At 46.0% G+C, this 26,791-nt stretch carries 28 protein-coding genes and 1 other RNA gene; 19 read left to right on the top strand and 10 right to left on the bottom strand.

Annotated features, from left to right (window positions below; translation table 11 throughout):
* Window positions 1-130 precede the first annotated feature (130 nt).
* The 4 genes from epd to mscS all read left to right on the top strand — a co-directional run bounded on the left by epd (window position 131) and on the right by mscS (window position 4,956).
* Window positions 131-1,165, top strand: coding sequence for an erythrose-4-phosphate dehydrogenase (epd, locus tag KI655_RS20030; protein ID WP_285408164.1), 1,035 nt, complete (start codon window positions 131-133; stop codon window positions 1,163-1,165).
* 151 nt (window positions 1,166-1,316) lie between these two features.
* Window positions 1,317-2,480, top strand: a complete 1,164-nt coding sequence (locus KI655_RS20025) for a phosphoglycerate kinase (RefSeq protein ID WP_032549832.1) — start codon at window positions 1,317-1,319, stop codon at window positions 2,478-2,480.
* A gap of 152 nt (window positions 2,481-2,632) precedes the next feature.
* Window positions 2,633-3,709 carry a class II fructose-bisphosphate aldolase gene (fbaA, locus tag KI655_RS20020; RefSeq protein WP_032549831.1) on the top strand — a complete coding sequence of 359 codons (1,077 nt, stop codon included), beginning with the start codon at window positions 2,633-2,635 and terminating at the stop codon, window positions 3,707-3,709.
* A gap of 380 nt (window positions 3,710-4,089) precedes the next feature.
* The gene (gene mscS, locus KI655_RS20015; protein WP_285408162.1) at window positions 4,090-4,956 is read left to right on the top strand and encodes a small-conductance mechanosensitive channel MscS; all 867 of its coding nucleotides are present in this window, start codon (window positions 4,090-4,092) and stop codon (window positions 4,954-4,956) included.
* Window positions 4,957-5,038: 82 nt separating this feature from the next.
* On the opposite strand, the gene KI655_RS20010 is transcribed toward mscS, so the two are convergent.
* Entirely contained in the window at window positions 5,039-5,668 is a 630-nt protein-coding gene (locus tag KI655_RS20010) for a LysE/ArgO family amino acid transporter (RefSeq protein ID WP_285408160.1), read from the bottom strand.
* Between the two features lie 142 nt (window positions 5,669-5,810).
* On the opposite strand from KI655_RS20010, the gene KI655_RS20005 reads away from it, so the two are divergent.
* Together KI655_RS20005 and KI655_RS20000 are read left to right on the top strand one after the other, a co-directional pair.
* Window positions 5,811-6,707, top strand: coding sequence for a LysR family transcriptional regulator ArgP (locus KI655_RS20005; protein ID WP_285408159.1), 897 nt, complete (start codon window positions 5,811-5,813; stop codon window positions 6,705-6,707).
* A gap of 110 nt (window positions 6,708-6,817) precedes the next feature.
* On the top strand, window positions 6,818-7,531 hold the full coding sequence (locus tag KI655_RS20000) for an oxidative stress defense protein (RefSeq protein ID WP_285408158.1): 714 nt from the start codon (window positions 6,818-6,820) through the stop codon (window positions 7,529-7,531).
* A gap of 92 nt (window positions 7,532-7,623) precedes the next feature.
* Here KI655_RS20000 and serA read toward each other — a convergent pair whose 3' ends face one another.
* The 5 genes from serA to zapA all read right to left on the bottom strand — a co-directional run bounded on the left by serA (window position 7,624) and on the right by zapA (window position 10,966).
* A complete protein-coding gene (gene serA / locus KI655_RS19995) occupies window positions 7,624-8,853 on the bottom strand; it encodes a phosphoglycerate dehydrogenase (protein ID WP_285408157.1) in 1,230 nt (409 codons plus the stop codon).
* 262 nt (window positions 8,854-9,115) lie between these two features.
* On the bottom strand, window positions 9,116-9,772 hold the full coding sequence (gene rpiA, locus KI655_RS19990; RefSeq protein WP_285408156.1) for a ribose-5-phosphate isomerase RpiA: 657 nt from the start codon (window positions 9,770-9,772) through the stop codon (window positions 9,116-9,118).
* Between the two features lie 83 nt (window positions 9,773-9,855).
* Window positions 9,856-10,455, bottom strand: coding sequence for a 5-formyltetrahydrofolate cyclo-ligase (locus KI655_RS19985; protein WP_285408155.1), 600 nt, complete (start codon window positions 10,453-10,455; stop codon window positions 9,856-9,858).
* A 6-nt stretch (window positions 10,456-10,461) separates the two neighbouring features.
* Window positions 10,462-10,646, bottom strand: a non-coding RNA gene (gene ssrS, locus KI655_RS19980) — 6S RNA.
* A gap of 11 nt (window positions 10,647-10,657) precedes the next feature.
* A complete protein-coding gene (gene zapA / locus KI655_RS19975; protein WP_285408154.1) occupies window positions 10,658-10,966 on the bottom strand; it encodes a cell division protein ZapA in 309 nt (102 codons plus the stop codon).
* 306 nt (window positions 10,967-11,272) lie between these two features.
* Here zapA and KI655_RS19970 point away from each other — a divergent pair, with 306 nt between their 5' ends.
* Genes KI655_RS19970 through KI655_RS19960 form a run of 3 tightly spaced genes read left to right on the top strand, consistent with a single transcriptional unit; the run spans window position 11,273 to window position 14,321 of the window.
* Window positions 11,273-11,848 (top strand): YecA family protein, encoded by a 576-nt coding sequence (locus KI655_RS19970; RefSeq protein WP_285408153.1) that lies wholly within the window; start codon window positions 11,273-11,275, stop codon window positions 11,846-11,848.
* Window positions 11,849-11,907: 59 nt separating this feature from the next.
* The gene (gene ubiH / locus KI655_RS19965) at window positions 11,908-13,086 is read left to right on the top strand and encodes a 2-octaprenyl-6-methoxyphenyl hydroxylase (RefSeq protein WP_285408152.1); all 1,179 of its coding nucleotides are present in this window, start codon (window positions 11,908-11,910) and stop codon (window positions 13,084-13,086) included.
* A gap of 11 nt (window positions 13,087-13,097) precedes the next feature.
* Window positions 13,098-14,321: an FAD-dependent 2-octaprenylphenol hydroxylase gene (locus tag KI655_RS19960; protein WP_285408151.1), complete on the top strand. Its 1,224-nt coding sequence runs from the start codon at window positions 13,098-13,100 to the stop codon at window positions 14,319-14,321.
* 95 nt (window positions 14,322-14,416) lie between these two features.
* On the opposite strand, the gene KI655_RS19955 is transcribed toward KI655_RS19960, so the two are convergent.
* The 3 genes from KI655_RS19955 to ygfZ all read right to left on the bottom strand — a co-directional run bounded on the left by KI655_RS19955 (window position 14,417) and on the right by ygfZ (window position 16,645).
* Window positions 14,417-14,623 carry a DUF1107 domain-containing protein gene (locus KI655_RS19955; RefSeq protein WP_032549819.1) on the bottom strand — a complete coding sequence of 69 codons (207 nt, stop codon included), beginning with the start codon at window positions 14,621-14,623 and terminating at the stop codon, window positions 14,417-14,419.
* A 581-nt stretch (window positions 14,624-15,204) separates the two neighbouring features.
* Window positions 15,205-15,666 (bottom strand): aminoacyl-tRNA deacylase, encoded by a 462-nt coding sequence (locus KI655_RS19950; RefSeq protein ID WP_285408150.1) that lies wholly within the window; start codon window positions 15,664-15,666, stop codon window positions 15,205-15,207.
* A 7-nt stretch (window positions 15,667-15,673) separates the two neighbouring features.
* On the bottom strand, window positions 15,674-16,645 hold the full coding sequence (ygfZ, locus tag KI655_RS19945; RefSeq protein WP_285408149.1) for a tRNA-modifying protein YgfZ: 972 nt from the start codon (window positions 16,643-16,645) through the stop codon (window positions 15,674-15,676).
* 168 nt (window positions 16,646-16,813) lie between these two features.
* On the opposite strand from ygfZ, the gene KI655_RS19940 reads away from it, so the two are divergent.
* Both KI655_RS19940 and KI655_RS19935 read left to right on the top strand, forming a co-directional pair.
* Complete coding sequence (locus KI655_RS19940; protein WP_032549815.1) at window positions 16,814-17,074, top strand: succinate dehydrogenase assembly factor 2; 261 nt, start codon at window positions 16,814-16,816, stop codon at window positions 17,072-17,074.
* Window positions 17,043-17,459, top strand: a complete 417-nt coding sequence (locus tag KI655_RS19935; RefSeq protein WP_373417590.1) for a protein YgfX — start codon at window positions 17,043-17,045, stop codon at window positions 17,457-17,459. Before KI655_RS19940 ends, KI655_RS19935 begins: the two co-directional genes overlap by 32 nt.
* 19 nt (window positions 17,460-17,478) lie before the next feature.
* Here the strand turns inward: KI655_RS19935 and nadB are convergent, their stop codons facing one another.
* The gene (gene nadB, locus KI655_RS19930; protein ID WP_285408146.1) at window positions 17,479-19,089 is read right to left on the bottom strand and encodes an L-aspartate oxidase; all 1,611 of its coding nucleotides are present in this window, start codon (window positions 19,087-19,089) and stop codon (window positions 17,479-17,481) included.
* Between the two features lie 389 nt (window positions 19,090-19,478).
* On the opposite strand from nadB, the gene rpoE reads away from it, so the two are divergent.
* The 8 genes from rpoE to era all read left to right on the top strand — a co-directional run bounded on the left by rpoE (window position 19,479) and on the right by era (window position 26,744).
* Window positions 19,479-20,057 carry an RNA polymerase sigma factor RpoE gene (rpoE, locus tag KI655_RS19925; protein ID WP_032549813.1) on the top strand — a complete coding sequence of 193 codons (579 nt, stop codon included), beginning with the start codon at window positions 19,479-19,481 and terminating at the stop codon, window positions 20,055-20,057.
* A 26-nt stretch (window positions 20,058-20,083) separates the two neighbouring features.
* A complete protein-coding gene (locus tag KI655_RS19920; RefSeq protein ID WP_285408144.1) occupies window positions 20,084-20,725 on the top strand; it encodes an RseA family anti-sigma factor in 642 nt (213 codons plus the stop codon).
* A complete protein-coding gene (rseB, locus tag KI655_RS19915) occupies window positions 20,722-21,687 on the top strand; it encodes a sigma-E factor regulatory protein RseB (RefSeq protein ID WP_285408143.1) in 966 nt (321 codons plus the stop codon). Before KI655_RS19920 ends, rseB begins: the two co-directional genes overlap by 4 nt.
* Window positions 21,684-22,154, top strand: a complete 471-nt coding sequence (locus KI655_RS19910; protein ID WP_285408142.1) for a SoxR reducing system RseC family protein — start codon at window positions 21,684-21,686, stop codon at window positions 22,152-22,154. Before rseB ends, KI655_RS19910 begins: the two co-directional genes overlap by 4 nt.
* A 134-nt stretch (window positions 22,155-22,288) precedes the next feature.
* On the top strand, window positions 22,289-24,082 hold the full coding sequence (gene lepA / locus KI655_RS19905) for a translation elongation factor 4 (protein ID WP_150869442.1): 1,794 nt from the start codon (window positions 22,289-22,291) through the stop codon (window positions 24,080-24,082).
* 97 nt (window positions 24,083-24,179) lie between these two features.
* Window positions 24,180-25,076 (top strand): signal peptidase I, encoded by an 897-nt coding sequence (lepB, locus tag KI655_RS19900; protein WP_285408141.1) that lies wholly within the window; start codon window positions 24,180-24,182, stop codon window positions 25,074-25,076.
* 26 nt (window positions 25,077-25,102) lie between these two features.
* The gene (rnc, locus tag KI655_RS19895) at window positions 25,103-25,780 is read left to right on the top strand and encodes a ribonuclease III (protein WP_285408140.1); all 678 of its coding nucleotides are present in this window, start codon (window positions 25,103-25,105) and stop codon (window positions 25,778-25,780) included.
* Window positions 25,773-26,744 carry a GTPase Era gene (gene era, locus KI655_RS19890; protein WP_285408138.1) on the top strand — a complete coding sequence of 324 codons (972 nt, stop codon included), beginning with the start codon at window positions 25,773-25,775 and terminating at the stop codon, window positions 26,742-26,744. The genes rnc and era overlap by 8 nt, the downstream gene beginning before the upstream one ends.
* Window positions 26,745-26,791 lie beyond the last annotated feature (47 nt).

The following is a 26,791-nucleotide window of genomic DNA, read 5'->3' as shown; positions in this document are numbered from 1 at the left end:
CTTTAATAGCTCGGTTTTTTTATTGGCTGCAACAAATTATTTTTAGCGAGTTAGATCACTCAACTAATGCCTTTTGGGTAGGATTCAGTTATCATCTGTTGCACGAAATTTTGGTTAGATGTATGGAACTATGCTAAAAGTCGCAATCAACGGATTTGGAAGAATAGGGCGCAATGTTCTAAGAGCGCTTTATGAAAGTGGCAAGAGCCAACAAATCAAAGTCGTCGCAGTTAATGAGTTAGCACAACCTGACGCTATGGCTCATCTGCTTCAATACGACACCAGTCACGGCCGTTTCGGCAAGAAAATCTCGAACGATCAAGAGCATATTTATATTCATCATGGAAGTGGTGAAATCGATACTGTTCGTATTCTCCACTTAGCTGAAATTGACCTACTCCCTTGGCGCGATCTTGAAGTGGATATCGTACTTGATTGTACCGGCGTGTATGGTTGCCGCGCTGATGGTCTTGCTCATATCGAAGCCGGCGCTAAAAAGGTGCTGTTTTCACACCCTGGTGCCAATGACCTCGATAACACCATTATCTATGGTGTTAACCATGACACCATCAAAGCCAGTGACCGCATTGTTTCCAATGGTTCTTGTACCACCAACTGTATCGTACCTATCATCAAGGTTCTTGATGAAGCCTTTGGTATCGATTCTGGCACTATCACCACGATTCACTCTTCAATGAATGACCAACAGGTTATCGATGCCTACCACGGTGACCTCCGTCGTACTCGCGCGGCGAGTCAATCGATCATCCCTGTAGATACCAAGCTACATAAAGGTATTGAGCGAATCTTTCCGAAACTTTCTAACAAGTTTGAAGCGATTTCTGTGCGAGTACCAACGGTTAACGTTACAGCAATGGATTTAAGTGTCACAATTAATACGAATGTGAAAGTTAATGACGTAAATCAAACCATTGTTAACGCATCTCAGTGTACATTACACAACATCGTTGACTATACTGAAGCGCCGCTCGTATCCATCGACTTCAATCACGATCCCCATAGCGCGATTGTTGATGGTACTCAAACCAGAGTGAGCAACGGCCACTTAGTGAAAATGCTAGTGTGGTGTGATAACGAATGGGGCTTTGCAAACCGAATGCTGGATACGGTACTTGCAATGCAAGCTTCTGAAGGCGAGAAGTAAGGCCCGGAAGCAAATATGCGGATTATTTATTTTTAAGCTTGAAATAAATGCTAAGTATCCACATATTATGACCAGTTGAAGAATTTATAGGCTTAGCAGGGTTGCTGAGTTTCCAAAACTTTATATTTATTTAAATTTGAGAGGACAAATCATGTCTGTGATCAAGATGACTGACCTGGAACTAGCAGGTAAACGCGTATTTATCCGTGCTGACCTAAACGTACCAGTAAAAGACGGTAAAGTAACTTCAGATGCTCGTATCCTTGCATCTCTACCAACTATCAAGCTTTGTCTAGAAGCTGGTGCAAAAGTAATGGTTACTTCACACCTTGGTCGCCCAACGGAAGGCGAGTACAACGAAGAGTTCTCTCTACAACCTGTAGTTAACTACCTAAACGACGCTCTAGAGTGTGACGTTAAACTAGCAAAAGATTACCTAAACGGCCTAGAGCTGAACGCTGGTGAGCTTGTAGTTCTAGAAAACGTTCGCTTCAACAAAGGCGAGAAGAAGAACGAAGAAGAGCTATCTAAAGCATACGCATCTCTATGTGACATCTTCGTAATGGATGCATTTGGTACGGCTCACCGTGCACAAGCATCTACTCACGGTGTTGGTACTCACGCTCCTGTAGCATGTGCTGGTCCTCTTCTTGCTGCTGAGCTAGAAGCGCTAGGTAAAGCAATGGATAACCCAGAGCGTCCACTAGTTGCTATCGTTGGTGGTTCTAAAGTTTCTACTAAACTGACTGTTCTTGAGTCTCTATCTAAAGTTGCTGACCAACTTGTTGTTGGTGGTGGTATCGCGAACACGTTCATCGCTGCTGAAGGCCACAACGTAGGTAAGTCTCTATACGAAGCAGACCTAGTTGAAACAGCTCAAAAGCTAATGAAAGAGTGTGCTATCCCAGTTGCAACTGACGTAGCATGTGCAAAAGCATTCGATGAGAACGCAGAAGCTGAAATTAAGCACGTTTCTGAAGTTGCAGACGACGACATGATCTTCGACCTAGGTCCTGAATCAACAGCGGCTCTAGCTGAAATCATCGGCAACGCTAAAACTATCCTTTGGAACGGCCCTGTAGGCGTATTCGAATTCAAGAACTTCGAAGCGGGTACAGCTGGTATCTCTAAAGCAATCGCTGAGTCTGCAGGTTTCTCTGTAGCAGGTGGTGGTGACACGCTAGCAGCTATCGACAAGTTCGGTATCAAAGCTGACGTTTCTTACATCTCTACTGGCGGCGGTGCTTTCCTTGAGTTCGTTGAAGGTAAAGTACTTCCAGCAGTTGCTATGCTAGAAGAGCGCGCTAAGGCGTAATGAATATGAAGGCGGGTGACTATACCCGCCTTTAACGTTTGCTGCATGTCACACTTTTTTGCTAGAATGGCATAAGTTGTGAGCAAACGTTTGCAAGTTTTTAAACTTAAGTTTTTTAATCTTAAAACGATAGAATAAATAGGACTATTTCCATGTCTAAGATCTTCGATTTTGTAAAACCTGGTGTAATTTCTGGCGATGACGTACAGAAAGTATTTGAAGTAGCAAAAGAAAACAAATTTGCTCTTCCAGCAGTAAACGTTGTAGGTACTGACTCTGTAAACGCAGTACTAGAAGCAGCTGCAAAAGTTAAGTCTCCAGTTGTTGTTCAGTTCTCTAACGGCGGTGCTGCTTTCTTCGCAGGTAAAGGCGTTAAACTTGAAGGTCAAGGCGCTCAAATCCTTGGTGCTGTAGCTGGTGCTAAATATGTACACGCTGTAGCTGAAGCTTACGGTGTTCCAGTTATCCTTCACACTGACCACGCTGCTAAGAAACTTCTTCCATGGATCGACGGTCTACTAGACGCTGGTGAAGAGTTCTTCGCTCAAACTGGTAAGCCTCTATTCTCTTCTCACATGCTAGACCTTTCTGAAGAGTCTCTAGAAGAGAACATCGAAACATGTGCTAAGTACCTAGAGCGCATGGCTAAAATGAACATGACAATCGAGATCGAACTTGGTTGTACTGGTGGTGAAGAAGACGGCGTTGATAACTCTGATATGGACGCATCTGAGCTTTACACTTCTCCAGAAGACGTTGCTTACGCATACGAGAAACTAAGTGCTGTTAGCCCACGTTTCACTATCGCTGCATCTTTCGGTAACGTACACGGTGTATACAAGCCAGGTAACGTTGTTCTAACTCCAACTATCCTACGTGACTCTCAAGCATACTGTGCAGAGAAGTTCGGTATCGCACCTAACGCTCTAAACTTCGTATTCCACGGTGGTTCTGGTTCTACTGAAGCAGAAATCCAAGAGTCTATCGGCTACGGTGTTATCAAAATGAACATCGATACTGATACTCAGTGGGCTACATGGGATGGTATCCGTGCATACGAAGCGGAAAACCGTGACTACCTACAAGGTCAAATCGGTAACCCAACTGGTGAAGATGCGCCAAACAAGAAGTACTACGATCCACGCGTATGGCTACGTGCTGGTCAAGCTTCTATGGTTACTCGTCTTGAGAAAGCATTCGCTGACCTTAACGCTGTAGACGTACTATAATTCTTTCGAATTAAGTACAGCTAAAGTTTTGAAAACCCGCTCATTGAGCGGGTTTTTTTATACCTGATAAAAACTTGTGTGAAATATGTAAAAACCCTAGCGCGTGGTGAATAAATTTCGTAGTCTTTTAACTATCGGTATTTGTGTTTATGCGTAAGTTTCCTTTATTCAAAGGCTTACATAAATATGACTTTGCAATCTGTCAAAGATAGGATATCGTGCCGAAAAACAGGGCCTGTCCCTGTTTTGTAAAAAGGACTTGGTCAATTTTTGTTTTTTAACGTGATGATTTAGTTATAAAAAACAATGAATTTCGTTTAATCACACAACTTGGCTTAAGGCAGTTTAGCTCATAGCATATTATATAGAGGATGCTCATTATGGCTGAAAGCTCTACCGAATTTGAAACACCAATTGTTGATGGTCTTTCAAATGCAGAACAGTGGTTAACAAACAATTCAGATCTCTTCATTCAGTATGGTGTAAACATCATCTCAGCATTGGTTATCCTATTTATAGGTAACCTGATCGTGAAAGCGGTAGCGAATAGCGTTTCTAAAGTGCTTCAGAAGAAGAAAATGGACCGAGCGGTTGTGGAGTTCATCCATGGCTTAGTTCGCTACTTGTTGTTTGTTATTGTTCTTATTGCAGCTCTAGGCCGCTTAGGTGTTCAAACTGCATCTGTTGTTGCTGTAATTGGTGCGGCTGGTCTAGCGGTTGGTCTTGCTCTACAAGGCTCACTATCGAACTTTGCAGCGGGTGTACTGATTGTTGCATTCCGTCCGTTCAAGTCTGGTGACTACGTAGAAATTGGCGGTGTAGCGGGTTCTGTAGATTCTATTCAGATTTTCCAAACGGTTCTAACAACACCTGATAACAAAATGGTTGTTGTGCCAAACGGCAGCGTAATTGGTAGCCCAATCACTAACTACTCTCGTCACGCAACGCGTCGTATTGATCTGATGATTGGTGTTTCTTACGGTGCTGATCTTCAGAAGACTAAAGAACTACTGACAAAAATCTGTGAATCAGATGAGCGCGTGCTGAAAGATCCAGGCGTTCAAGTGGGTGTTCACACACTGGCTGACTCATCGGTTAACTTCGTGGTTCGCCCATGGGTAAGCACTGCCGACTACTGGAATGTTTACTTCGACCTTATGCAAGCAATCAAAGAAGGCTTGGATAAAGAAGGCATCGAAATTCCATTCCCACAAATGGATGTTCACATGAACAAAGTTGAAGGCTAATTCAGGCTTCAGCGCAATCAAAAAAAAGCGGATAACTCAGGTTATCCGCCTTTTTATTTGCTTAGAATCTAATGAATCTGGATTACCAGTATTGGGCAATGAGACCGTTAGCCAACACAGCTGCGATAGTGAACATCATGGCTGCGACAGCGATATCGATACCTTTCTTAACCTTAGGCTTAGATAAGGTTGGACCTAACTTAGCTGCGCCTAGAGATAGGGAGTAGAACCACACAAACGAAGCCAAAATCGTACCCAAGGCAAATGCCAAGCGATCATTCCCTTCGAACTGTCCGCCAATCGAACCTAAGATCACCACAGTATCTAGGTACAAGTGAGGGTTTAGAACCGTCACCGCTAGAGCGCCTAAAATCACCGTGCGTTTACCACGTGCCAGCACTTCTTTCTTCGATTCACTCTCTGTTTCTTTTTTAAAGGCACTCTTTAGTGACAGCAAACCATAAACACTCAGGAAGGCAATACCGCCTAGTGTTACCGATGTCAGTAGAACGTCATTTTGCGATAGGATCGCACCGCCGCCAAAAATACCAAGCGAGATAAACAACGTATCTAATAGGCTACAGATGGTTGCAGTCGTGAGGTGGTGATTGCGCTTAATACCCTGATTTAAGACGTAGGCATTCTGCGCACCGATAGGAATAATCATGCTTGCACCCAATCCAAACCCTTGTAATAAAACCCAAAAACTCATTTTAACCTCCACGTAATCTGTTGAACCCTTAGTTTTAGAGAGAAGATACGCTTAGATATTGAATAAGTATAATTAATGATTTTAATCTAATATTAGACAAACTTATTTGGGTTGGATGCATCCACATTGAGGAGGAAAAACCGTGCGAGGAATGGATTATAAATGGCTAGAAGCCCTCGATTCGGTCGTGAATCAAAGAAGCTTTGAGCGTGCGGCCGAGCACCTTTATATCTCACAATCTGCAGTATCGCAGCGTATTAAACAGCTTGAAAAGTGGCTGGCTCAACCGGTATTGATTCGTGAGACGCCACCACGTCCAACGCCTGCGGGTAAGAAGTTACTTGGTCTATATCGACGAGTGCGCCTGTTGGAGCATGAGTTGATCCCAGAGTTAATGAATGAAGAGAGCAGCCAGGCGTTGTCGGTCTCGATTGCAACCAACGCGGATAGCCTTGCAACTTGGTTGTTACCTGCGTTGTCGGACGTAATGAAGAGTCGCCAAGTGGAACTCAATATGGCGATTCATGGTGAGGCTCGCACCATTGCTAAGCTTAAAAATGGAGAGGTGGCGGGTGCCATCAGTTTGGAATCTCAGCCCATTCCAGGATGTCGAGCCGACTACTTAGGGCGAATGGATTACGTCTGTGTCGCAAGTCCTGAATTTTATGATAGATACTTCTCTGAGGGCGTTAACTACGCGACACTCAAGCGTGCGCCAGCGGTCTCTTATGATCAATATGATGACCTGCATAAGAAGTTTCTTCACGACCACTTTAACGTGCCAAGAGATGCCGTCATTAATCATACGGTGGGTAGCTCGGAAGCATTTGTTCGTTTAGCGCTTTCCGGCGTTGCTTATTGCTTGATTCCTCGCTTGCAGATTGTTGAAGAACTAGAATCAGGCGCTCTGATTGATATTACTCCGGGTTTTTTGCTCTCTTACCGAATCTATTGGCATCACTGGCAGTTAGAGAGTGGGGTGCTCAAAGAGATTTCACAGGCGATCTTGAACTATGCGCACCAGCACCTGCCTCAGTAAGCTGACGGTTTTTCCCGCGTAAAAGTTATGTAAGAAGTTCAATATCCTGATTGGTATCGCGATAAATTACTCTATGATGAAAGAACATTTGCTTAGCATGGGTTTTCCTAATGAAGTTAGTTCCAAATATGTTAGCGACATCTCTCACTCTTACTGCTGCTTTGAGCGTTTTAAGCTTTCCATCGTTTGCAGAGGTGACCAGTTTTCCTCACCTTGCGACGACAGGCTATGGTGAAGTCGTAGCAACGCCTGATATGGCGACGTTCTCTGTTAAGGTTATTGAAACCACAATGACCGCAGAACAAGCGAAGGGCACGGTAGACAAAGTCGTGACGGGTTTTCTGAATAAGCTAGAAGATGCTGGCATTGAACAATCGAGCATTCAAAGCTCTAACCTGTATCTTGCGCCTCAATATCATTATCCAAAAGAGGGTAAGCCTGAGCTAGTCGGCTATCGAGCATCTCGTAATGTCACGGTAGAGGTGAAAGATCTGACGAACCTGAATCGTTACTTAGATATTGCTTTAAGCGAAGGGATTAATCAGGTGGATAATATCCAACTGCAAGTTCGAGATCAGGCTAAGTATCAAGAGATGGCTCGTTTGGAAGCGATCAAAGATGCGCAAACCAAAGCGAAGTCACTGGCGAACGGTTTCGACAAAGAACTCGGTGATGTGTGGCGTATTGATTACAACGCACAGTACGCACAACCGGTGTTGATGCGCTCGATGGCAATGGATTCAAGAACAGAGTCTAACTCTTATCAAGATTCGACAATCACCATTCGCGATCGTGTCGATGTGATTTACCAGCTTGAAGAGTAATTAGATCATCATGATCTAAAAGCCTACCATAGGCCAAATACTAAAAAGGCTCTCATAATGAGAGCCTTTTTTGCATCCGCTAAACGGAAATATTAGTGAAGCAGTCGAGCGCGGATCGTGCCTTCGATCTCTTTCAGTTTTAGCAGTGCTTCTTCAGAGCGATCGGCTTCCACATCAATTACTACGTAACCCATGTCGGCTGCCGTTTGTAGGTACTGACCCGCAATGTTGATTCCTTCTTCAGCGAAGATGGTGTTGATTTGAGTCAGGATACCTGGGCGGTTTTCGTGGATGTGCAGTAGACGTGATGTACCCGTGTGCAGTGGTAGCGATACCTCTGGGAAGTTCACACTTGATAGCGTTGAACCGTTATCTGAGTACTTGGCTAATTTACCCGCGACTTCGACACCGATGTTCTCTTGCGCTTCTTGAGTAGAACCACCAACGTGTGGTGTTAGGATTACATTGTCGAACTGCATCAATGGAGACTCAAATGGGTCAGCATTGGTTTTTGGTTCGGTTGGGAATACGTCAATCGCCGCACCACCTAAGTGACCTGAATCAAGCGCACCGCACAGTGCAGGGATATCCACCACAGTACCACGGGCAGCGTTGATAAAGATTGCGCCCGGCTTCATGCGATCGAACTCTTCTTTACCCATCATGTTCTTGGTTTCGTTTGTCTCTGGAACATGCAGTGAGATCACGTCACACTTATTAAGCAGCTCAGTCATGGTATGGACTTGCGTTGCATTACCCAGTGACAGCTTGTTTTCGATGTCGTAGAAGTAAACGCGCATACCCAAGTTCTCAGCAATAATACCCAACTGAGTACCGATGTGGCCGTAACCGATAATACCTAGGCGTTTACCACGTGCTTCGTAAGAGTTGTCGGCACTCTTTTTCCAGATACCACGGTGAGCAAGTGCATTTTTCTCTGGAATACCACGAAGCAGCAGCAGTACTTGTCCAAGAACCAATTCCGCTACGCTACGTGTATTTGAGAATGGTGCATTAAACACTGGAACACCACGTTTTGCCGCAGCTTCAAGGTTTACTTGGTTGGTACCAATACAGAAACAGCCGATTGCAACCAGCTTTTCAGCAGCATCGATTACTTCTTGGGATAAGTTTGTACGAGAACGGATACCAATAAAGTGAGCATCTTTAACCGCCTCGAGAAGTTCATCCTCTGGCAGCGAGCCTTTATGATATTCAATATTGGTGTAACCAGCAGCTTGTAGTACCTCTACTGAAGAAGGATGCAGGCCCTCTAACAGCAGAATTTTAATCTTATCTTTTTCCAGTGAAACTTTGGCCATTGTTCTCGTCCTTTAAAATGGAAAGGTGGGCAAATGCGGCGCACGTGCTACAAAACGGCTTAAGGGGATGAAATTAACCATTTTGTTAGGAGACAAACGTTTTCCCTGTGCGTCTTCTGAACAATAAAGTAACAAAAAAAAAATGATTTGGGTAAGAAAATTACGGAATAAGCCATAATTTTACAGAAGCTAAGCAAAAAAACGGTGCCCTTGGGCACCGTATGTAATGAAGTAACAGAAAGTAGCATTATTACTCTGTTTATTATTCTTCGATTTTTGCACCTTCAGGGGTACCAGTAATAACAATATCCGCACCACGGTGAGCAAATAGGCCTACTGTTACTACACCAGCGATGCCGTTGATGATGTCTTCTAGTTGTTTCGGGTTTTCAATCGCCATACCGTGTACATCTAGGATCACATTGCCGTTATCTGTTAGACAGCCTTCGCGGTAAACTGGGTCGCCGCCCAGTTTAACTAGCTCACGTGCTACGTAAGAGCGAGCCATAGGGATAACTTCTACTGGTAGTGGGAATTTACCTAGTACGTCAACAGCCTTAGTGCCATCAACGATACAAACAAACTTTTCAGAGATCGCAGCAACGATCTTTTCACGAGTAAGGGCTGCACCGCCGCCTTTGATCATATCGCGAGTTGCGTTGATCTCGTCTGCGCCATCAACGTAGATATCAAGTTTTGCTACGTCGTTACACTCAAACACTTTGATCTCTAGCTCTTCTAGTCGCTGTGTAGAAGCTACCGAGCTTGAAACGGCACCCTTGATCTTGTCTTTCATTGTGCCTAGTGCGTCGATGAAGTGATTTACTGTAGAGCCAGTACCAACACCTACAATGCTGCCTTCTTCAACATACTGAAGTGCTGCCCAACCAGCTGCTTTTTTCATTTCATCTTGAGTCATGCCAATCTCCTGAATAGGTCGTGCTTTTTTGAATAAATAGGGCTTACGTTCAAGTTAACGTTTGCGGGGCGGATTATAGCGCTTTAATCACTATTTTCCCATTGCCAAGTTTTACTTGGGGTCACGATTTGAGGCAGCGGAATATCCCAACTCTCGGTTGGCAGTTGTTCGACATGTTGACAATCATGGGCCAGCCCAATCGGTGTAGCGCCAATGCCAGACGCAAACCAAGGAGCTAAGGTACGATCATAATAGCCACCACCCATACCAAGGCGATGCCCGGATGAGTCAAACCCAACAAGTGGTGTAAAGATAACATCGAGCTCGCGCGCAGGCTTGACTTGGGTCTGGTCGAGTTTTGGTTCAACGATGCCATATTTGTTGTGCACAATCGGGGTGTCGGGAGCATAACGTAAAAAGAGTAGGTGGCCTGCTGAGAAAGGATGCAGAACAGGGAGGTAAGTCTCTTTACCTTGCGACCATAACCATTCAATAAGAGGTTGAGTATCAAGCTCGCCATCGGTAGAGATATAGAGGGCGATATGCTGTGCATTTTGGAGATCGTTCAAAGTCGAACAGCGTTCAACGAGATCTGAGCCAGCTTGCTGCTGTTCAAGATGAGAGAGTGCTTTGCGTTTCTGTCGGATGAGAGTGCGAAACTCGTTACGAGTGAGCGTCTTCATAAGAAGGGATACCCCAAAGTGCCGTTGAGAATAGATGGCCCTTGAACCAGCGAGTTCAAGGCGGATCAGCAATGATTACCGTAGGCTTCTCGGTACGGGCCGAGCATGCTCAATAGTACTCAAGTACTAACCCTTAGGGATTGCTTATCGGCTCGGGGACGTGAATCCTCTGACAAACACTCCAGGGTAAATTTTGTGTACGCTATTGCTGTCCGTGCTTAACCTTACTGAGTACATCTGAAAGCGATGCAGTGAGCTTTTCCATGCGCTCGGTCAGTGCGTCTTGTTCGTCGTTAGCTTCGTACTTCTTCGTCTGTAGCTCATAACAGATATTAAGAGCAGCGATAGTCAGTAGCTTAACTTCATTGGTTACCTTAGTACGTTCGGCCATCTCTTTCAATCGATTATCAAGATCGGCCGCCGCTGCGATTAATGACTCTTCTTGCCCTGCTGGACAATTCACTCGAGTCAATTTACCTAATATTTCAACGTCTACCGCTTGATTACTCATGATGGATGAACTCTTTAACGCGCTATTCTAAGGCCGTTGCCCTTTGTCATTATGAGAAAGAAAAAGTGCCAGCACCGATGAGGAAGCTAACTCCTCTGAGGGAGAAACTATAGGTAAACCGCTATTAAGATTCAAGCTTTTCAGGGTGACTGTTTGTAAATGAGAGCTTGAGCACACAGTAATTCAGCAAATTGAACATTTGATAGTCACTCTTGCTGCAATTGCTAAGGATCTGCGCTTACTAGAATTGGGGTGAAGTGGTACGATTAATAGATTGATATAAAGAACAACTGAGCGAGTTATCTGATGAGCGAAACTACTTTACCTGACTACCTTACGGTTGCAACTGAATTGCAATCAGCAAGCCTAGCTGTCACGCCTGCAGAGATGCACGGCCTACTGACAGGAATGCTGAGCGGAGGGTTAAACCTTGCAGATAAAAGCTGGCAGCCACTGATCTTTGATTACACCAATGAAGGTATGGGTTGGCCTGATCGCGCACTGACACTGGCTGAAGCAACACTCAAAGTCACGACGACTGAGATCACAGGGTCGGGCATGGAGCTATCAATGCTATTACCTGACGAAGACGCAAGCGCGAGCCTGTTTGATCTTGCTGATGGCGTGTCAGATTGGATCAATCACTTCATCTCAGGTTTAGGTTTAGTGGGAGCGCCACTGAATAAAGCGTCGGATGAGACTAAAGAAGCGTTGGCTGATCTCGAAGAGATGGCAAAGCTGGGCATCGACGAAGACGATGATCTAGACGAACAAGCGCAGCTACTTGAGCAGGTGATTGAACACGTGAAAGCGTGTGCGTTAACCATTCATGCAGAATTCGGTGCTCGCCCTTCAGAAGATAGCGCTCCAACTATTCATTAAGCACTTGAAGTTAAATAAGCGTTTCTAGTTCATTAATCGTTTCGAGTTTAGAGGTCACGATGGCTCAATTTGATGTGGTAATTGCTGGTGGAGCAATGGCGGGCGCAACGCTTGCTTTAGCGCTCAACCAGTTAAGTCAACGTTCTTTATCGATAGCTGTGGTGGAACCGTATCAGGTTGACCACAGTGCTCACCCAGGCTTTGACTCTCGCTCAATTGCCCTCTCCTACGGGACTGTGCAGATACTAGAGTCCCTACAATTGTGGTCGTCGATTGCACCTGTAGCGACGGCGATCAAAGACATTCATGTCTCAGACCGTGGTCATGCTGGCATGACGGACATCTTCAGTGAACAACTGGCGGTGGATGCGGTTGGTTATGTTGTCGAGCTTGCGGATGTTGGGCGTATTTATCAAGAGAAGCTCGAAGCGGAGAGCAACATCAGTTTGTTTTGTCCGTCATCGGTGAGTGAGATAACTCGTCACCCTGACCACACTGACATTGAACTAAGCAGTGGCGACACTATTTCAACGAAACTTTTAGTTGCCGCTGATGGCGCTATCTCGACATGTTGTGAGCGTTTGGGTATTAGCCTTAGTGAACACGATTTTGGCCAAGTGGCCGTCATAGCAAACATTGTGGCGAGTGAGCCTCATCGTGGGCGCGCATTTGAACGTTTTACCGAGCACGGCCCTGTGGCCCTGCTACCTATGACCAATAACCGCTTGTCTTTGGTGTGGTGCTTGCCTCCTGAAGAGGCCTCTGAGGTGATGGCGTTGGATGAGTCTGCCTTTCTTGAGCAGCTTCAAGATGCATTCGGTTGGCGACTTGGTAAGCTTGAAAGAGTGGGCCAGCGTGCGAGCTACCCTCTGATTCTGCGTCATAGACAACAAAATGTTTCGCACCGCTTTGCGATTGTCGGCAACGCTGCACAAACCTTACACCCAATTGCTGGGCAGGGGTTCAACTTAGGCATTCGTGATGTTGCTTCGTTGGCGGAAGAGGTGTGCAAGCAGCTTGATGATGCGGGGAATTATGCAGGGTTAACTCGCTTTAGAAAGCGTCGTGAGGCGGATCGTGACACCACGATCTCACTCACTTCGGGTCTGGTTCACCTATTTTCAAATGATTGGCCTGCGACTCGTTTGGGCCGTAATCTCGGATTAGCAGCAATGGATAACATCTCACCATTAAAAGCCCCTTTACTGCGTCATACGCTCGGCTTGGTTGAGAGATAAGGTAGATAATAATGATGCAAAGTGTTGATATCGCTATTGTTGGCGGTGGCATGGTTGGTTTGGCATTAGCCGCAGCGTTAAAAGACAGTGAGCTGCGAGTTGCTGTTATTGAAGGCAAAGCGCCGAGTGAAGGCCTTAATGAATTGCCAGATGTCCGAGTGTCGGCGTTGAGCCGTTCAAGCGAAGTGATCTTACGTAACCTTGGCGCTTGGCAGGGCATTGAACAGCGACGTGCAGCGCCATATCAGGCGATGGAAGTGTGGGAGCAGGACAGCTTCGCGCGTATAGAGTTCGATTCTACTCGTCTGGCTCAGCCTAACCTCGGTCATATTGTTGAGAACCGAGTTATTCAGCTCGCGCTATTAGAGCAAGTGAAGAAGCAAGACAATGTTAGCCTGTATATGCCAGCAACATGCAGCTCTTTAGCTATTGGTGAGAGCGAGGCGTGGCTAACCCTAGATAATGGACAAGCGTTGACAGCGAAACTGGTGGTCGGCGCTGATGGTGCAAACTCTTGGGTGCGCAGACAGCAAGACATTCCACTGACGCATTGGGATTACGGCCATAGTGCAATCGTGGCAAACATTCGTACTGAATCTGCGCATGAGAGTGTAGCTCGTCAAATCTTTACTCCTCAAGGGCCTCTGGCTTTCTTGCCAATGCAGTCGCCAAATATGAGCTCTATCGTATGGTCGACAGAGCCGAACCGTGCCGAGAAGCTAGTGTCTATGTCTGAAGAGGCATTCAACAAACATCTAACCACAGAGTTTGATGCCAAGCTGGGCTTGTGCAGTGTAGTGGGTGAGCGTTTTGCGTTCCCACTTCGTATGCGTTACGCCCGTGATTTTGCTGTAGAGCGTGTCGCGTTAGTTGGAGATGCGGCTCATACCATCCATCCATTGGCGGGCCAAGGCGTTAACCTTGGGCTACTGGATGCCGCTAGCCTAGCGCAAGAGCTGCTTAAACTATGGCAAGCGGGTGAAGACATCGGGACTAAGCGCAATCTGCGCGGTTACGAGCGCTGGCGCAAAGCAGAAGCGGCGAAAATGATTGCCTCGATGCAGGGCTTTAAAGATCTGTTCGAAGGGGATAACCCTGCGAAGAAACTGATTCGTGGTCTGGGTATGAAACTCGCGGGTCAGCTGCCGGGTGCGAAAGATGAGATCATGAAACGTGCACTAGGTTTAACGGGTAATTTACCAGAGCTGGCTAAGCGCCCCACTAGTATAAGTTAGTCGTTTAGTTTTTCAGTCGTAAAGACTCAGCTCCAAGAAAGCGAAAGGGTTGGCAGTGCCAACCCTTTTCTGTATTCATTTGGTAATTATGTAAATCAAGCGTAAGCGCATCTCAGCTTCATAATTTCATTATTTATCTCTTTGACGGTATCAAAGTGGCGCTTCTCTGCTCTCTCTGGCAGCACCAGTTTACCGTTATCAAACTCAAATTTCCCAACGCCGTAAATGTAGATTCGTCCTTTGAAAAGTCGACTTACATGTTTAGCAATCATACCGGGTGTATAGCGCTTAAACAGTCTCATTTTTTCTTATCCTTATCTTTACCTAGCCAGCATATTATAGAAAATCTCCGAGGGAATAATTGTGATAAGAGTGGAGTAATATGCAGTGGAGTTGTCGCTTTGTAGATATTTGTGCTGCAGTAAGCAGTTTCCATAGCAAATATCGTTTTTATCGTGAGCTTCTCCTCAAAACGAAAGTGTTAGTTGAACTGCCAGCTGACTTTCCTGTCTGGGTTGTAGGCAGAACGTATATGACATGTTAAGAATAGGCGGTAATTTCTTAAAAGTGCAATAAAAGTGTAAATTTTTCGCATAAAAAAAGCCCGTTCAAAAACGGGCGAATAGTCACAGATGCATTACACAAAAGTGGATACTGACGTTACTCAGTGGATTCACTTTGACTGGCCAGTTTTAACTTTTGATTAAAAGCCAACCAGTCAATGTAGACTACCTTAGAATAGCCTTCATGACTAGTTATGCTTTAAATGTGACTAAATATCTTATCTGGTCAGTCTAGTAAATATGATGTCGATCTCATTTGTAATGAGACGGTTCGCATATAAGGCAGGGTTTCTGCGAGCTATATCAATGTCGTCTCGGCGTTATCGACAGATATCCGCACTAATTGGTGCACACAAATTCATAAGATCGTTAAGATCAAGCGCGATCCCCGCCATACGCTCACCTGAGCTGATGGTGACAATTTTATTCTGTTGAAGGGAAGGATCAAAAATGATCGGCATATGGCGTTTGAGTGCTAACGGCCCGACACAGCCGACCTTAAAACCAGTTACCGATTCGACATCTTGCTGAGAGACACAAGTCATGCGACGGCAGTTGAGGACAGCACGTACCTTTTTAGGATCAATCGCTTTGTCGCCGGGCGCACACGCAAGGGCGTATTGATTGCCCATATCTCGTAGCAGAATGCATTTGACCATCTGTGAGGGTTCTATACCGCGAGCCTGTGCTGTCTCTTCGATGGAGGTGGTTTCTTTATCTTGTAACAGCAAGCGGTACTCCACTTGCTGTTGATCCAACCAATCTGTAATAACCGTTTGCAAGGGAAATTTACTCTTCTTCCAAGCTATATGGCAGAGACTGAATCGACCATTGCTGGTCTGGTTGGCTAGCTAAGCGCAGTTTCACGTCATCATCTAGGTTGTTTGGCAGAACAATCAGACCGATAGCCGTGTTATCTGAGAATTGGTAAACATTCAAAAGACGACCAGCGCCACGCCAGTTTTCACCGACACTACGCTCTAGTTCAATCGCGCTATCAAGGCTCAATGGTTGCTCAGTTGTGCCAGAGACAATACGCATTTCACGCTTGTTCATACCACGGTATTTAGCGCGTGCAACCGTTTCTTGTCCCGTGTAACAACCTTTGGTGAAACTAATGCCACCAATGGCTTGCAGGTTTAATGCCTGTGGGATGTGCTCGTTTTGCTCACTCGCCGACAGCTTTGGTTGAGCATCCATGATCTCATAGTATTGCCAGATAGCTTCTGAAACTTTCTCTGCTGAGCTGCTCTCTACTAAGGTTTGTGCTGCTTCAGCTGTGATGAGCAGTGCCCAGCGTGAGTCTGCAATCTTAACTGCGCTGCCGCCTTCGATGGCGCGTACGTTGCCACGTTCTTCAGAGAGAGTATCAATAAAGCTATCTGCCTGAGCGCCCATGATACCTAGAACCACATCTTCTGTTTGCTCAATGGTAACTTTAGAGAACACTGCGTACTTTTTGATTTCATGCAGTTCAACGTCAATAGCAGACTGAGGTTGAAGTAGGGCATAACCATCATTGTGGTGGAATAGGCGGAAAATACTCCACACTTTACCTTTCGCATCACAGTGAGCACCGAGCGTCGATTCGTCACTCGCTAGCTGTACCACATCGCACGTCACTTGGCCTTGTAGATAAGATTTCTTATCGTCACCTACCATGGTAATCGCACCCCAGTCAGAGATATGCGTCATCATGAGCTCTGGAAGCGTGTCATTTTGTGTGTGAGTCATTGGTTGAAACGTGTTTTTCCAATCCATTTTGCCTTTCCTGAGAAATTTAATTTGTGTCTATGTTAATCCGGTTCGTTTTTTTTGTCAGCCTAGGTTTTTTTGTGAGCTGAGATAGGGACTGTGACTCATAGGGTAGTTGCAATGCTTATGACTTGTTACACTCCAAGAAAGAAAAATAATAGGTGAGGATAACCAATGTACACTGCAGAGCAGAAAGCACGAATTAAATGGGGCTGCCGCCGCGGTATGTTAGAGCTTGATGTAGTCATCATGCCCTTTTTTGAGGAATGTTTTGATTCATTGCAAGAGCAGGAGCAACGTGATTTTGTATCGCTACTAGAGTGTGACGATCCCGACTTGTTTACATGGGTGATGGGCCACGGTCGTAGTGAAAACCTAGGTCACGCATCAATGGTCGATAAAATTGTTGCACATAACCTCAGCAAGGTTCGTTAAGTTCAAGCTTAGCCCTTCGTATTACGCATTATTCGCAAAAGGCGCCACTCTGTGGTGCCTTTTGTTTTTTGTCACCATCTCAAATATCCCTCTCATCGCAACCCTTTATATATTTGCTCTGCTCTTTTGGTTGCTGCGCGATAACAATGTCGGTTGGTCAGTGGCTGTTGGTATTCTAGAGCTCAATGACAACCATGAACTATTGATTAATGGAGAGCGCCGGTTAGTACAATCCAGCGATACGGTGTGGCACTCGCTGTTTGTTGTGCTGAAGTTTAAGCAGGGAGAGCCTTTAATGATTTGGCGTGACAGCTGTCGAGATGAGGACTATCGCCAGTTATTGGTGTGGCTGAAAAACAAAAAGGGAGCACAGTGCTCCCTTTAAGTCGTTATGTTTTAGCGCCTTAGTTTTTATTTGGCGTCAGAATAGTCGGGCCGCTGTCTTCAGCGAGCTCTGGGTAGTCAAGAGTGTAGTGCAAGCCGCGGCTCTCTTTACGCTGCATCGCACAACGCACCATCAGCTCAGCAACTTGCAGTAGATTACGCAGCTCTAGAAGGTTGTTTGAAACCTTAAAGTGGCTGTAGTACTCGTGCGTTTCTTGCTGCAGCATTTGAATTCGACGCATTGCACGCTCAAGACGCTTATCAGTACGCACAATCCCCATGTAATCCCACATAAACAGGCGAAGTTCGTGCCAGTTGTGCTGGATAATAACCTCTTCGTCACTGTTGGTTACTTGGCTTTCATCCCATGCAGGCAGAGCTGCACACAGCTGAGATTGGTCGATGTTCTCGACGATGTGTTTCGCCGCAGACCAAGCGTAAACCACACACTCGAGCAGTGAGTTTGACGCCATGCGGTTCGCACCATGAAGACCGGTGTAGCTCACTTCACCAATTGCGTAGAGATTCTTAAGATCAGTTTGACCATCCTTATTCACCATCACGCCACCACAGGTGTAGTGCGCAGCGGGAACAATCGGGATCGGCTCTTTGGTCATGTCGATGCCCAAATCCATCAAGCGCGTGTGGATCATTGGGAAGTGCGCAGTAATGAATTCTTCTGGCTTGTGGCTGATATCCACGTACATGCAATCAGCACCAAGGCGTTTCATTTCGAAGTCGATGGCACGAGCTACCACATCACGAGGCGCGAGTTCACCACGCTCGTCGAAGTCTTTCATGAAGCGAGTGCCGTCAGGGCGGCGCAGGTACGCACCTTCACCACGAAGTGCTTCAGTTAACAAGAAGTTACGCGCTTCAGGATGGAATAGGCACGTTGGGTGGAATTGGTTGAACTCAAGGTTCGCAACACGACAACCAGCACGCCAAGCGATCGCAATACCATCACCAGAAGAGACATCTGGGTTGGATGTGTACTGATACACTTTCGAAGCACCACCTGTTGCAAGTACCACGAATTTCGCACGAACCGTTTCTACTTGCTCTTGGTTTCGGTTCCAAATGTAGGCACCGATCACCTTGTCTTTCGAACCACCGACTTTGTCTTCAGTGATCAGGTCGAGGGCATTATGGCGCTCGAAAATTTCAATGTTCGGGTGGTTATTGACGTTGTCTTGCAGTGAGGTCTGCATTGCCATGCCGGTTGCATCTGCCGCGTGCAGGATACGTCGGTGGCTGTGTCCACCCTCACGAGTCAGGTGGTATTTAGGCTGACCTTCGGTGCTGTTTTCATCTTTGTCGAAAGGCACACCGCCATCAATTAGCCACTGCACACACTCTTTAGCATTTTCAGCAATGAATTGAACCGTATCTTCTTCACATAACCCAGCGCCGGCAATTTGCGTATCTTCAACGTGTGACTCAATACTGTCCGATTCGTCAAATACGGCCGCGATACCACCTTGTGCGTAGTAGGTCGATCCTTCGCTACGTGGTCCTTTGCTTAATACGATTACTTTTGCATGCTCAGCGACACGTAAGGCTAAAGACAAGCCAGCAGCACCACTTCCCACCACTAATACATCACACTGATGTTCACGGTTTGCGTTCATAAAACTTTTTAAATCCCGGGCTATAGTCGAGTTGTCCACTCTAAATTGACTTTGTCTTGTTTCAGGAGGGCTTTAACGACTGTTATACTCAGTCTCAATGAGTCCTTAAAGACAATGCAGAATCAAGATATAGACAGCTATCTAGAAATATTTAATTGCTCAATACCATTGCTTTTGCTTAAGTTTCCCCACATTGATAGGGGTAGCTATTTTTATTACATCACATTGTGAAACAATAATGGCAAATAATTTTAAGAAAGTTGGAACTTTCGGTATTTGGCCTAGTCACAATAGTGCTCATGTAGACAGTGGTGTCAATACTACATTTCGCATAATTAGTACCCATATCTGAGAAGGTAAGGGTGATAACAATAGGAGTACCCGCTCGAATGAACGAGCAGCTAACCGATCAAGTGTTGATTGAGCGAGTTCAGAGTGGAGATAAGCAAGCATTTAACCTGTTGGTGGTTAAGTATCAAAACAAAGTTTGCAATCTTATCTCTCGCTACGTGAATAATTCCGGTGATGTGGCTGATGTGGCACAGGAAGCATTTATTAAAGCTTACCGCGCGATACCAAACTTTAGAGGCGAGAGTGCCTTCTACACATGGTTGTACCGAATTGCCGTGAACACAGCAAAAAATCATATAGTTGCACAGAGCCGTAGGCCTCCCGCAACCGATGTAGATGCAGATGATGCAGAGTATTTTGAAACCGGCAGCGCATTGAAAGAAATTTCGAACCCTGAGAACTTAACGCTGTCGAAAGAATTGAAAGAAGTGGTTTTTGGAGCGATTGAAGCGCTACCCGAAGACCTGAAAACTGCAATGACCTTACGCGAGCTTGAAGGCTTGAGTTACGAAGAGATTGCAGAAGTAATGGATTGCCCTGTAGGAACCGTACGTTCGCGTATTTTCCGTGCTCGTGAAGCGGTGGAAAAGAAGATTAAACCTCTTTTACAACGCTAAAACTTGTAATAATTATGGTGAAAATAATGGCTGATAAAGAAAAGCTTTCGGCACTCATGGATGGTGAAACGATCGATAAAGCTCTGATTGCAGAGTTGGAGTCCGATCAAGAAAGCAAGGATACCTGGCAGAGTTACCATTTAATCGGTGATGTCATGCGAGGCGATGCGCCAGAAACGCTGGAATGGAACATTGCAGACAGTGTGGCCGCAGCGCTTGAGAACGAGCCTGCACACAACAAACTGACTAATGTGCATTCACTGCGCCCAGAGCAGAACCAACCTACTGTTCAAGAAGTGCATGAAGAACAACCTAAACCTCAACAGGCAAAACGCCAAATGCCAGCTTGGCTGCAGCAGTTTGGTCAAGTTGCCGTCGCGGCATGTGTGTCACTAGCGGTTATTTTAGGTGTACAACAGTATGGTGGCAGCGATCCTGCAGCCCCAGAAGCAGAACAACTGCCTGTGCTCCAAACGATCCCATTTGCGGGTTCTGTTGAGCCTGTAAGTTTGACTCGTGAGTCTGTTGAGAAACCAGTAGCAGACGCAAACTTGCAAGAGCAGCGCAAACGCGTGCACGCTATGTTGCAAGACTACGAGTTGCAATTGAGATTAAACAACGATGCGTCAACTGTGAGTGAGTCGCATCTAGAATCGGATATTGAATGAAGAAATTCCTGGTCAGTGCACTGACACTGTTCAGCTTGATCTCTCCAAGCGCCTTTGCAGAAGAACCGTCTGCAAAGGCCTTATTGCATCAAATGAACGAGGCCAGTCAGCATTTAAATTACGAACTTTCCTACATACTGATCAAAAAGAGCAGCATTGAGCCGCTCCTTTATCGTCATGCTGTGAACGAGCAACAACAACTTGCCCACCTTGTCTATCTAAGCGGCCCTGTACGAGAAGTGATTCGACGCGGCAATGAAGTCAGCTACATCGAACCGGGTACAGAACCCTTTACGATTGAGTCTGGCAACATGGTGGCGCCAGTCATTCCAATGTTGAATAACGACATTGATGCACTTAACCAGTACTACGACTTTGTTAAGGTTGGTCGCGCTCGTGAAGCGGGGACGACGACTCAAGTGCTGCGTGTTGTACCTAAAGATGGCCTACGTTATTCGTATGTTCTCTGGGTTGATGAAAACACCAATCTCCCATTAAGAGCCGATCTTCTTGACCGCGACGGTGAGATCCTTGAGCAGTACCGCACCATCTCTTATGTCGTTAATGACAAGATTGCAGAAGCGATGGCGGGGCTGAATAATGCTCAGCTGCCGAAAGTTCTTTCTCTCCCTGATGGTTTGGAAAGTGATAGTGATTGGCGCGTCTCTTGGATTCCTGATGGCTTTGAAGCGAAAGAGATGAACCGTTACCAAATGGCTGCGACGGACAAGATGGTTGAAAGCCAGCTGTTTAGTGATGGCTTGTTCAGCTTCTCGGTTTATATCGCAGACAAAGATGAGCACTCTCTTAAAGGTCAGCTTGTGCGTCAAGGTCGCCGTACCCTGCATAGCTTAGTCAGTGGCACTAACGAGATCTCAGTGGTTGGTGATATTCCACCTGCAACTGCGCAGCGTATTGCGAAATCGGTTCAGTTTGCTGCGAGCCGAGGTACAAACCAATGATGACTGCATTGGCTACTGTGAGCGCCGTCGAAAAACACGGTGCTCACTATCGTGTCCAGTTGAGCTGTGAGCAACAGACTAGTTGCAGCAGCTGTTCGTCGCAAAAAAGCTGCGGCACTGGCATTGTCACTAAAGCCGTAGGCAACAAATCCCTTTTTTGGCAACTTACCACTAAGACCCTAGTCAAAGCGGGTCAAGTTGTTGAGATCGGCTTTCCCGAGAAGAACCTGCTGCAATCGGCAGCGTTAGTCTATCTTGTCCCGCTGTTTATGCTGATGCTGGGTGCCGCCTTTGGTCAGCTACTCTTAGCGCCCTTGCTTGGCCTAGGGGAAGGCGCAGTTATTCTATCTGCTGCTATATTTACAGCTGGTGGTATTGCCCTTGCAAAACGTTTGGCGAAACCGATGGAAGATAAATCGAAGCAACAAGTGGTGTTGATTCGAATCCTAGGTGAGCCGCTCGTCTAATTTATGATGCGTATTGCGGTTAAATTGGGTAGAATCTGCCAACTTGATTGAAATGCCGCCACCGCAGCCAATGAAATGCGGGCAATTCGCGGCTTTCTTACCGTCCTAATTTAAAGAGTTTGTCACACCAAATTATGAAGCACATTCGTAACTTTTCGATTATCGCCCACATCGACCATGGTAAGTCGACCCTATCTGACCGTCTAATCCAAGTTTGTGGAGGATTAAGCGATCGTGAAATGGCTGCACAAGTCCTTGATTCGATGGATCTGGAGCGTGAACGTGGCATCACTATCAAATCTCAGAGTGTGACTCTTAACTACACTGCTAAAGATGGTGAAACTTATCAATTAAACTTCATCGATACTCCAGGACACGTTGACTTCGCATACGAAGTATCACGTTCTCTAGCCGCTTGTGAAGGTGCGCTACTGGTTGTCGATGCAGGTCAGGGTGTAGAAGCTCAGACACTAGCAAACTGTTACACAGCGATCGAAATGGATCTGGAAGTTGTGCCAATCCTAAACAAGATTGACCTTCCTGCTGCGGATCCAGAGCGCGTATCTGAAGAGATCGAAGAGATCGTTGGTATCGACGCGATGGAAGCGACTCGCTGTTCTGCGAAAACGGGTATCGGTGTTGACGATGTACTAGAAAACATTGTTTCAGCAATCCCTGCGCCAGAAGGCGATCCAGATGCGCCGCTACAAGCACTGATCATTGACTCTTGGTTCGATAACTACCTTGGCGTTGTATCGCTAGTACGTATCAAGAATGGTTCTCTAAGAAAGAACGACAAGATCAAAGTAATGAGTACTGGTCAAGTTTGGGGTGTAGACCGTCTAGGTATCTTCACACCAAAACAGGTTGATACCGAAGTTCTGCAAACTGGCGAAGTAGGCTGGGTTGTATGTGGTATTAAAGACATCCTTGGTGCACCAGTGGGTGATACGCTGACACTGGCTAAAAACGGCTGTGAAACGGCACTACCGGGCTTTAAGAAAGTAAAACCACAGGTATACGCAGGTCTGTTCCCAGTATCATCTGACGATTACGAAAACTTCCGTGATGCACTAGGCAAATTGAGCCTAAACGATGCATCACTATTCTACGAGCCAGAAAACTCTGCAGCTCTAGGTTTCGGTTTCCGTTGTGGCTTCCTTGGTATGCTTCACATGGAGATCATCCAAGAGCGTCTAGAGCGTGAATACGACCTAGACCTGATTACAACTGCGCCAACCGTAGTTTACGAAGTTGAAAAAACTGACGGCACACTGCTTTACGTAGATAGCCCGGCTAAGCTTCCGGCTATTAACGATATCGATGAGATTCGTGAGCCAATCGCGCGTTGTAATATCCTAGTGCCATCAGATTACCTAGGTAACGTAATCACACTGTGTGTTGAGAAGCGTGGTGTGCAGGTTGATATGATTTATCACGGTAACCAAGTAGCGGTTGTTTACGATATTCCAATGGCTGAAGTGGTACTGGACTTCTTCGACCGTCTGAAGTCAACATCTCGTGGCTACGCGTCACTGGATTACAACTTCCAACGCTTTGAAGCGTCTAACATGGTTCGTGTAGACGTTCTTCTAAACGGCGACACTGTTGATGCACTAGCAATGATTACCCACAAAGATCAGTCTCAGACTCGTGGTCGTCAGCTAGTTGAGAAGATGAAAGAGTTCATCCCTCGTCAGATGTTCGATATTGCAATTCAAGCGGCTATCGGGAACCACATCATCGCTCGTTCAACAGTTAAGCAGCTGCGTAAGAACGTTATCGCGAAATGTTACGGTGGTGACGTGAGTCGTAAGAAGAAGCTTCTGAAGAAACAGAAAGAAGGTAAGAAGCGTATGAAGCAGATCGGTAACGTAGAGCTGCCTCAAGAAGCGTTCTTAGCAATTCTTCACGTTGGCAAAGACTAAGCTTATCCAGCGTTAAACGAATAATTGAAAGTGAAAGGGTAGCTCGCTATTCTTTCACTTTCGTTATTTTTAAAGAAATGAAATTTAAGGGATATAAATGGCTAATACATTTTCGCTTATTTTAGTGATCGTAACCTTAGTGACTGGCGTTGTATGGGCGTTAGAGAAGTTTGTTTGGGCTAAGAAGCGCCAATTGAAACTGGCTAGCGTTACCGCTCAAACTAACGGTTTAGATGCTGAAACCAGTGCAAAAGTGACGGCGCAGCCTTGGTGGGTTGAAAATAGCGTATCCATTTTCCCTGTAATTGCATTTGTATTGGTGCTGCGTTCATTTATCTATGAACCGTTCCAAATCCCATCGGGCTCAATGATGCCAACCCTACTTGTGGGTGACTTTATCTTGGTTGAGAAATACGCTTACGGTCTAAAAGACCCAGTATGGCGCACTCAATTGGTAGAGACAGGCAAGCCTGAGCGTGGTGACTCAATCGTATTCAAATACCCGCCACAGCCAAACATTGACTACATTAAGCGTGTAGTTGGCCTGCCGGGCGATATGATTCGCTACAACAGTAACAAAGAGCTGTGTATTCAAACCAAAGGCACACAAGGCTGTAAGCCAGTGAAGCTGAGTAACGTTGAAGAGAGCCAATTTATTCAAGATGGTGTGCCTCTGATCCAACTGCATGAAAAGTTAGGTGAAGTGGAGCATCAGATTTTAGTTAACCCACTGCGTCGTGACCGTGTGCAATCGTACCAACCTCGTCCAGGTGTTAACGAGTGGGTCGTTCCAGAAGGCCAGTACTTTGTGATGGGTGATAACCGTGACAACAGTGCCGATAGCCGTTACTGGGGCTTTGTCCCTGAAGAAAACCTAGTAGGTAAAGCCGTTGCGATTTGGATCAGCTTTGAATTCGAACGTGGCTCAGACAGTGTTCTACCTTCTTGGATCCCAACTGGTGTGCGTTTTAACCGCATCGGTGGCATTAATTAATCGATCACTAAATACATCGAGAGAGCATGAATTCTCCAATTGATAAACTAGAGAGAAAGATCGGCTATCAGTTCAAAGATACCGATCTCATTCACCTGGCGCTGACTCACCGCAGCGCTGCAGGTAAGCACAACGAACGTCTTGAGTTTCTGGGCGATTCAATTTTAAGTTTTGTCATCGCTGATGATCTTTACCATCGTTTCCCGAAAGTAAACGAAGGTGATATGAGCCGTATGCGTGCTACTTTGGTACGTGGACATACGTTGGCTGAACTAGGTCGTGAATTCGCCCTAGGAGATTACTTAAAATTAGGTCCAGGTGAGTTAAAGAGTGGCGGCTTCCGTCGTGACTCGATTCTGGCTGATGCCGTTGAAGCGATCATCGGTGCTATCTATTTAGATAGCGACACTGAAACGATCCGCGGCATTATCTTAAGCTGGTACAAGACTCGCCTAGAAGCGATTCAACCTGGTGTTTCTCAAAAAGACCCGAAAACGCGTCTGCAAGAGTTCCTACAAGGTCGAAGAAATCCGCTACCTGTCTACACAGTGACTAATATTAAAGGTGAAGCACACAACCAAGAGTTTACGGTTGAGTGTGAAGTGGCAGGTGTGGATAAACCTGTTATCGGTAAAGGCACAAGCCGCCGCAAGGCAGAACAAGCGGCTGCTGAAACAGCATTAGAGCAACTAAGCAATGTCTGATAACAACCAAGAATTCGATATCGATGCATTCTTTGCATCTGATAACAAAGAACCTAGCCTACCGGAAAACCAGCACTGTGGTTTTATCGCTATTGTCGGTCGTCCGAATGTAGGTAAGTCGACTCTTTTGAACCACATTCTGGGTCAAAAGATCTCTATCACATCGCGTAAACCGCAAACGACTCGTCACCGTATTATGGGTGTAGAGACAGAAGGCGATTACCAAGCAATTTATGTGGATACCCCAGGTCTTCACATTGAAGAGAAGCGCGCGATTAACCGTTTGATGAACCGTGCAGCAAACAGCTCATTGAGTGATGTTAACTTAGTACTTTTCCTTGTTGACGGTACGCACTGGACTGAAGACGACGAGATGGTTCTCACTAAACTGAAGAAAGCCAACTTCCCTGTGGTTCTGTGTGTAAACAAAGTTGATAACGTGCAAGACCGCAACGATGTGATGATGCACATGATGGAAGTCTCTAAGAAGATGGACTTCATCGATGTGGTGCCAATTTCAGCGAAACACGGTAAGAACACCGATGTGCTGCGCAAGCACGTTCGTGAGCACTTACCAAAAGCGACGCACCACTTCCCAGAAGAGTACGTAACAGACCGCTCTCAGCGTTTCATGGCATCTGAAATCATTCGTGAAAAGCTGATGCGCTTTACCGGTGACGAGCTACCTTATTCGGTAACGGTTGAGATTGAACGCTTTGACTACAACCCAGATAACGATGGCTTCCACATCAACGCTCTTATCCTAGTTGAGCGTAGTGGCCAGAAGAAGATGGTGATTGGTAAAGGCGGCGAGAAGATCAAGACGATTGGTCGTGAAGCACGTCTAGATATGGAAGAGCTGTTTGGCCGTAAAGTCTTCCTAGAAACTTGGGTTAAAGTGAAGTCTGGTTGGGCTGATGATGAACGTGCACTGCGTTCATTGGGCTACATCGACGACCTATAACCCGCTTGAGGCGCACGCGCTTCGCTCCGGGTCAAAACCATAATAGA

Source organism: Vibrio sp. D404a (assembly GCF_030248535.1).
Classification (GTDB): Bacteria; Pseudomonadota; Gammaproteobacteria; order Enterobacterales; family Vibrionaceae; genus Vibrio.
The sequence above is the reverse complement of the archived record's forward strand: the minus strand, read 5'-3'. Positions and strand labels throughout refer to the sequence as shown.